General features: G+C 49.7%; 6 protein-coding genes. All 6 read left to right on the top strand.

Going from position 1 to position 6,260, the window contains the following annotated elements:
• On the top strand, positions 1–474 hold a 474-nt coding region (locus GAC_RS02070), incomplete at its 5' end, for an NADH-ubiquinone oxidoreductase-F iron-sulfur binding region domain-containing protein (RefSeq protein WP_037349250.1).
• Positions 475–662: 188 nt separating this feature from the next.
• Positions 663–1,265, top strand: a complete 603-nt coding sequence (locus GAC_RS02065) for an NADH-quinone oxidoreductase subunit J (protein ID WP_010264832.1) — start codon at positions 663–665, stop codon at positions 1,263–1,265.
• A gap of 48 nt (positions 1,266–1,313) precedes the next feature.
• Complete coding sequence (gene nuoK, locus GAC_RS02060; RefSeq protein ID WP_012658995.1) at positions 1,314–1,640, top strand: NADH-quinone oxidoreductase subunit NuoK; 327 nt, start codon at positions 1,314–1,316, stop codon at positions 1,638–1,640.
• 85 nt (positions 1,641–1,725) lie between these two features.
• A complete protein-coding gene (nuoL, locus tag GAC_RS02055) occupies positions 1,726–3,609 on the top strand; it encodes an NADH-quinone oxidoreductase subunit L (RefSeq protein WP_010264824.1) in 1,884 nt (627 codons plus the stop codon).
• Positions 3,606–5,069, top strand: a complete 1,464-nt coding sequence (locus tag GAC_RS02050) for a complex I subunit 4 family protein (RefSeq protein WP_010267790.1) — start codon at positions 3,606–3,608, stop codon at positions 5,067–5,069. Before nuoL ends, GAC_RS02050 begins: the two co-directional genes overlap by 4 nt.
• A 2-nt stretch (positions 5,070–5,071) precedes the next feature.
• A partial coding sequence (locus GAC_RS02045) for an NADH-quinone oxidoreductase subunit N (protein ID WP_037349247.1) occupies positions 5,072–6,260 on the top strand: 1,189 nt, incomplete at its 3' end.

Genomic DNA, 6,260 nt, shown 5'->3' with positions numbered 1-6,260 from the left:
GTTATTGGTGGTTGGGATAACCTCTTGGCTGTCATACCCGGTGGTTCGTCTGTTCCCATGTTGCCCAAATCTGTTTGTGACGATGTGCTGATGGATTTTGACTCCCTCAAGGCCGTACAATCTGGCCTCGGTACAGCCGGGCTGATAGTGATGGATAAGTCTACAGACTTGGTGGAGGCAATTGAGCGAATTTCGCGCTTCTATATGCATGAGTCATGTGGTCAATGTACTCCATGCCGGGAGGGCACCGGATGGATGTGGAGAATGATGAAGAAGATGGTTGATGGGACCGCAAAAGATGGCGAAATAGACAAGCTGCTTGACGTTGCATCCCAGATTGAAGGCCATACAATCTGTGCGCTTGCGGACGCTGCGGTGTGGCCTATACAAGGCCTGTTTCGCCACTTCAGGCACGTGGTTGAAGATCGGATTGGTAACAAGGGAAAGAAAAAGCGCCGGGTCGCGGCTTCATGAACGAGGGCGGTGCACCACGTGCGTATTCTATTTACTGCAAGTTGAAATGGTGCTTGTAGCCCTGCTGTTGGGGTTATCGTGTCATAGCTGGGCCTTTTGTGTGTAAATCGCCGATGGGTTGGGACGAATGAACTTGCACCTGCGCGCTGTTGTGCTATCATCCCTAATGTTGTCACTGTGAGGGGTCGGTGCTCAGCTTTTTGTTCTTCTGCTTTGCGGGAGTGGCGGTACTGTCTGCTGTAGGTGTTGTCCTGTTGCCAAACCCGGTATACTCGGTTTTGAGCTTGATTTTGACTTTTTTTGTCTCCAGTGCCGTGTTTATCATGTTGGGGGCAGAGCTGGTGGCCATGCTGCTCGTCATAGTGTACGTAGGGGCGGTTGCCGTACTTTTCTTGTTTGTTGTGATGATGCTGGATATCAGTCGAGTGGGGTCCAGACACGGCTTGGTCAAGCACTATCCGCTTGGAGTTGCGTGCATGTTTTTGTTTTTTGGCTGCATGGTATACTCGGTTTTTCATGCCAAGTCCTCTGCAGTCGATGGTTCTGGCAGTGGGTTCGGCAGCGTGGATAACGTGTTCCTTATAGGCTTGCAGCTTTACACTGAATACGCTTATGCGTTCCAGCTGGCCGGGGTTTTGTTACTCATTGCCGGGGTTGGCAGCCTAATTTTGATAGTCGGGGGGAGCAGTGGTCGGTCCCTGAAGCAGGATGTTGGCCAGCAGGTTGGGAGATCATCTAGGATCAAGTTACTTTCACCTGAAGTAGGTGTGGGCGTTTCTGATGCGGACTGAATCGTTTATGCTGAGGTTGGTTGATTCGCTCCACGTAGGGGAGGTGGTATGGAGTTTTTAGTCAATGCCGGCTTGTCCCTGGATCACTTTTTGGTGCTTGCGGCTGCTTTGTTTGTCATTGGTGCTTGTGGCATAGTGATAGGGCGAAAGAGTGCGATCAACGTTTTGCTTTCCCTAGAGCTCATGTTGCTGGCTGTGAATGTGAATTTTGTGGCCTTTTCCGCCTATAAGGGGGACATTCAGGGGCAGACTTTTGCGGTGTTCATACTCGCTGTTGCGGCTGCGAAATCTGCTGTGGGCCTGGCGGTGATGTTGGCGCATTTCAGAAATGTTGGGGATATTGACCTCAGTGAGGCGAGTTCGTTAAAGATGTAGTTAAAGGTGGCAAAGGTGCACGTTTTGGTGCATGGTACATTTGGGGGTGAGGGCTGCCGTATAGTCCGTGTCCTGTGGTAGTTGTATGTTTAGTGTCGAGTTTCTCTGTGTTACGCTTCCCCTAATTGGGGCTATTATCGGACAGGCTATGGGGCGCAGCAGGTTTTTATCTGCCGGCGTGATCTCTTCGTGCGTATTTTGTTCAGCCGTACTATCTTGGTACCTATTCCTTACGCTACAGCAGCGCTACAGTGTTGAGGTGATGCCCTGGTTCCAGATTGGAGAGATGGCGATTGTATGGTCAATTTGCATCGACAAACTATCTGCCATAATGCTTGTTGTTGTGACTACCGTCTCGCTGATGGTGCATTTGTATTCGATAGGGTATATGAGCAATGATAGCGGTGGAACCAGGTTTCTCGCTTACCTATCTGCCTTCACTTTCTTCATGATGGTCCTGGTTACCAGCGGAAATTTCGTGCAGCTGTTTTTTGGCTGGGAAGGCGTTGGGTTGTGCTCTTATCTGCTGATAGGATTTTGGTTCAAGAAAGATGCAGCAAACAGATCGGCGATGAAAGCATTTGTTGTGAACAGAGTGGGAGATCTGTTTTTTCTGTGTGGTATGTTGGCCATTTTTTATGTGTTTCGGTCTCTGAGTTTCGATGAAATTTTCGAGCAGATCTCAAACGGAGCGGGTTTCGGCGTTGTAAATGTTTTTGGGTATCAAATACAAGTTGTAAGTATTGCGTGCATATTGCTGTTTCTTGGGTGTATGGGGAAATCTGCCCAGCTTGGCCTCCACACGTGGCTCCCAGATGCTATGGAGGGGCCCACTCCCGCGTCTGCACTCATACATGCAGCAACCATGGTGACAGCAGGTGTGTTTTTAATTGCGCGTTGCTCGCCAATTTTTGAGCTATCGCAAGCTGCCCTGGACGTTGTGCTGGTGGTAGGTCTGGCAACGTGCCTAGTTGCGGCGCTAGTTGCGATTGTGCAGGAAGACATCAAGAAGATAATAGCCTATTCCACTTGCAGCCAATTGGGCTACATGTTTGTTGCGTGCGGCACTGCCAACTACCACTTGGCGATTTTCCACTTGGCGACACACGCGCTTTTCAAGTCTCTACTGTTCCTTGCCGCGGGTAACGTAATCCACTCTAACGCTGGTGAGCAGAGGATTACACATATGAGCAAGAATTGCTGGCGCGATATACCACTAACCTACGCGCTGATGTGGATAGGCTCCCTATCACTCATGGGTGTGTTTCCTTTTGCTGGGTTTTATTCCAAGGAGCTGATCATTGAAAGTAGCAGCACTAGCGGCGTTGGCTTTATGGTGACAAACTTAGTTGCCTGTCTTACTTCCGTGTATTCGTGCAGACTGATGCTAAAAGTGTTTCACAATTCTTCTGCAAAACGGATTTCGTCTATACATGAATCCAGTAGCATTATGCTGTTCCCGCTGCTGATACTAGCAGTTGGGGCGGTATTTTCTGGTGTGGTGCTCAAGAGTTTTTGGGGTATTACTGAAGGTGCATTCTGGGATGGTAGCCTAAGGGTGCATGCGCATGAAAACAGCGGGCTGCTGCTCTCTCTCCTTCCCGCAGTCTTGGGTATCGCTGGCGCATTACTGTACGTGGCCTACCACAATAGGTTTTGTATTATTGCTCTTCCGGGAAAGCTTGTGGGGCCGGTCCATACGGTTTTAAAGAATAAATTTTATTTTGACGAGCTGTACGACCTGGCGCTAGTACGTCCGATGGACAGGATAGCCACGACCTTTCGGGTTGTTGTAGACCAAAAAGTGATTGATTATTTCCTCTTAGGTGGTATTACTGGGGCTGTGAGCACATGCGCCAGGTATAGTGTCAAGATGCAGAGCGGGCGCGCGTTTGATTATGCTCTTGTCATGTTGTCCGGGGTGGTAGCTGCTACACTGTTGGTGGTATATGGTTTTGTAATACGGTGATTCTTCTGATGATCCTAATACCGGCGTTGGGGTCCTGTCTGGCGGCGTTTTCGCGTGGTGCTATGTCCAGGGTTGTGGGTCCAGCCGCCGTGGTTGTAACGCTGGTGGTGTTTTGTATGAGCGTTGTGCCGCTGGTGCGCGGGGGTGATTTCGTTGGAGGAATAGCTCCACAATCATGGGTGGGGCAAGTTTTTTCCGTGGATGCGCTATCCATGATATTGACGGTGCTGTCCACTTTCCTGTTTCTCATATGTTCACTTTTTTGCGTTTTTAGTCCAGGCGGGGCGCCGACCGTTCCTTCCTTTTTTGCGTTGCTGCTTTTACTAGAGAGTCTTGTTATTGCTGTTTTCTGCACACATGACATCTTGTGGTTTTTTATTCTCTTCGAAGCCTCTTTGGTTCCAATGTTTTTCATGATCGGGTTTTGGGGGCACGGCGATAAGGTGGGTGCTGCATTTAAATTTCTTATATACACAGCCACAGCTTCAGTCGGGTTTTTGGCGGCTGTGGCGTGTATTGATGCTGTTGCCAACGCAACTTCCGGGTCATTCGATGATGTTGCTATCGGGCTGGCGACTAGTGTGCACCTCCGCTGGCAGATATGCTTTTGGATTTTGTGTTTTGTTGCGTTTGCCGTCAAACTTCCGGTGGTTCCTTGCCATACATGGTTGCCGAGCGCGCATGTGCAGGCGCCAACTGCCGGATCCGTGCTGCTTGCAGGGTTGCTGATCAAACTTGGTGGATATGGGCTTTTGAGGTTTTGCATCCAAATGTTGCCGGTAGTTAGTGCACATTTTGCAAAATTTGTGGTCTGCTTGAGTGCGATATCGTTGATCTATGCATCTTTGACGGCGTTTGCGCAACGCAATATGAAAATGCTCATAGCATATTCCTCCGTTGCTCATATGAGCTTTGTTGCCGCGGGGATGTTTTCTTTGAATGAAGCCGGAATACTTGGGGCGGTCTATCAAATGCTGAGTCATGGCCTAATATCCGCCGCGCTGTTCCTGTGTGTTGGCATGGTATATAGCAGGACGGGGACCATGGAAATGTCTGAGTGTCGTGGGTTGGCGTCGAAGATGCCAAAGCTTTCCGCGATGATAGTGTTCTTCAGCATGGCTTCTGCAGGAATTCCTGGTACTTCCGGGTTTATGGGGGAGTTTTTGTCAATGCTTGGAGTTTTTAAGTCATTCGGGCCAATGGTTGTTTGTTTTGCCGTAGGTATGGTACTAAGTGCTGCGTACATGTTGCGTCTGTGTAAAGAGGTTGTTTGGGGTTCCGCTCCTGCGGGTTCTGACAAGTTTGGTGATATTAACGCCGGAGAATTTGCTATTTTAGCGATCCTAGCTATCCTCGTGTTGGTGCTTGGCGTCTTTCCTGCGCCGTTGCTTACCATGTTAAAGCCTGCCGTAGAGCATTTACTAGTGCCTCTACATAAACTCCAACCTTCCTGGGGCTGAGTATGTGCTGGAGAGAACTGCTATACATGCTGCCCGAGCTTTATCTTCTGGGCTCAGCGATGATTGCCCTATTGCTGGGTATTGTAGTGGATGCGCGCTGGGTACACAGGCTGTCAGCGGTTTCTATGGGTGTGGTGGTTGTTCTCTCTTGGTGGTCAGGTGTTACCGATCATGTTGCTGAAGACGTTCACCTGTTTAACGGCCTCGTGTTGCATACTCGGTACACTTGCATCTCCAGAATGCTAGTAGGTGTTGCGGGGTTTGTAGCCTCCCTCCTGTTTTTGTGCGCGAGAAGGGAGGTGCGTTACGAGTTTTCTGTAGTCATGCTATTCGCAACTCTGGGTGCCATGACTTTAGTGCAGGCAGGCCACTTTCTTTCTTTGTACATTTCGCTTGAGCTAAACAGCCTGTCATCTTGTGTTCTTGTGTGCTTTAATCGCAGCTCGGAGCGCGCGTCTGAGTCTGCGCTTAAGTTCTTCATTTTGAGCGCCCTTTCGTCTTGCATCATGCTTTATGGAATCTCCTTGGTGTACGGGTACTCTACGGGGTTAGAATGCAATGTAATGCAGGAGATTCTCGCAGGGCGAGCTTCGCTGGGGGCCACTTTGGGGTGTGCGTTTGTACTGGTAGGCGTGCTCTTCAAGCTTGCTGTAGTGCCCTTTCACATGTGGGCCGTGGATACCTATCACGGGTCTCCCATGGCGGCTATGGCGTTCTTTCTTATAGTGACAAAATCTGCGGCGATTTTGCTGCTTGCCCGAATTGTTGGGGAGAATGGGATACTGCAACAGAGCATTTTATATGGGATTATTTCCGTTTCCGGGTTGTCCGCACTTGTTGGAGAGCTCGGTGCTCTGCGGCAGAGTAATATAAAGAGGTTGCTCGCATACTCCAACATAGGGCAGCTCGGGTACGTACTGCCGGTGGTTGTCTTGCACGGCACGTCTTCGTATGCCATCTTCCACTACGTGTTGACGAGTTGGGTGATAAATGCGTGGATTTTTTCCGTACTCCTCAGGTACGATGATGAAGGGTTTGAATTAGCAAGCCTTGCTGGTATGCACCGAAGTAGCCCATTTGTGGCTTTCGCGTTGGTCGTCTCTATGGTTTCAGCTGCCGGGTTTCCGCCGTTTTTGGGATGTTGGCCCAAATACTTTTTTCTCAAATCTATCGTGATGTCAGACATCCCAA

Source organism: Anaplasma marginale str. Florida (assembly GCF_000215485.1).
Taxonomy (GTDB): Bacteria; Pseudomonadota; Alphaproteobacteria; order Rickettsiales; family Anaplasmataceae; genus Anaplasma; species Anaplasma marginale.
Note: the sequence above shows the minus strand (reverse complement) of the source record. Positions and strands in the feature narration are given on the sequence as shown.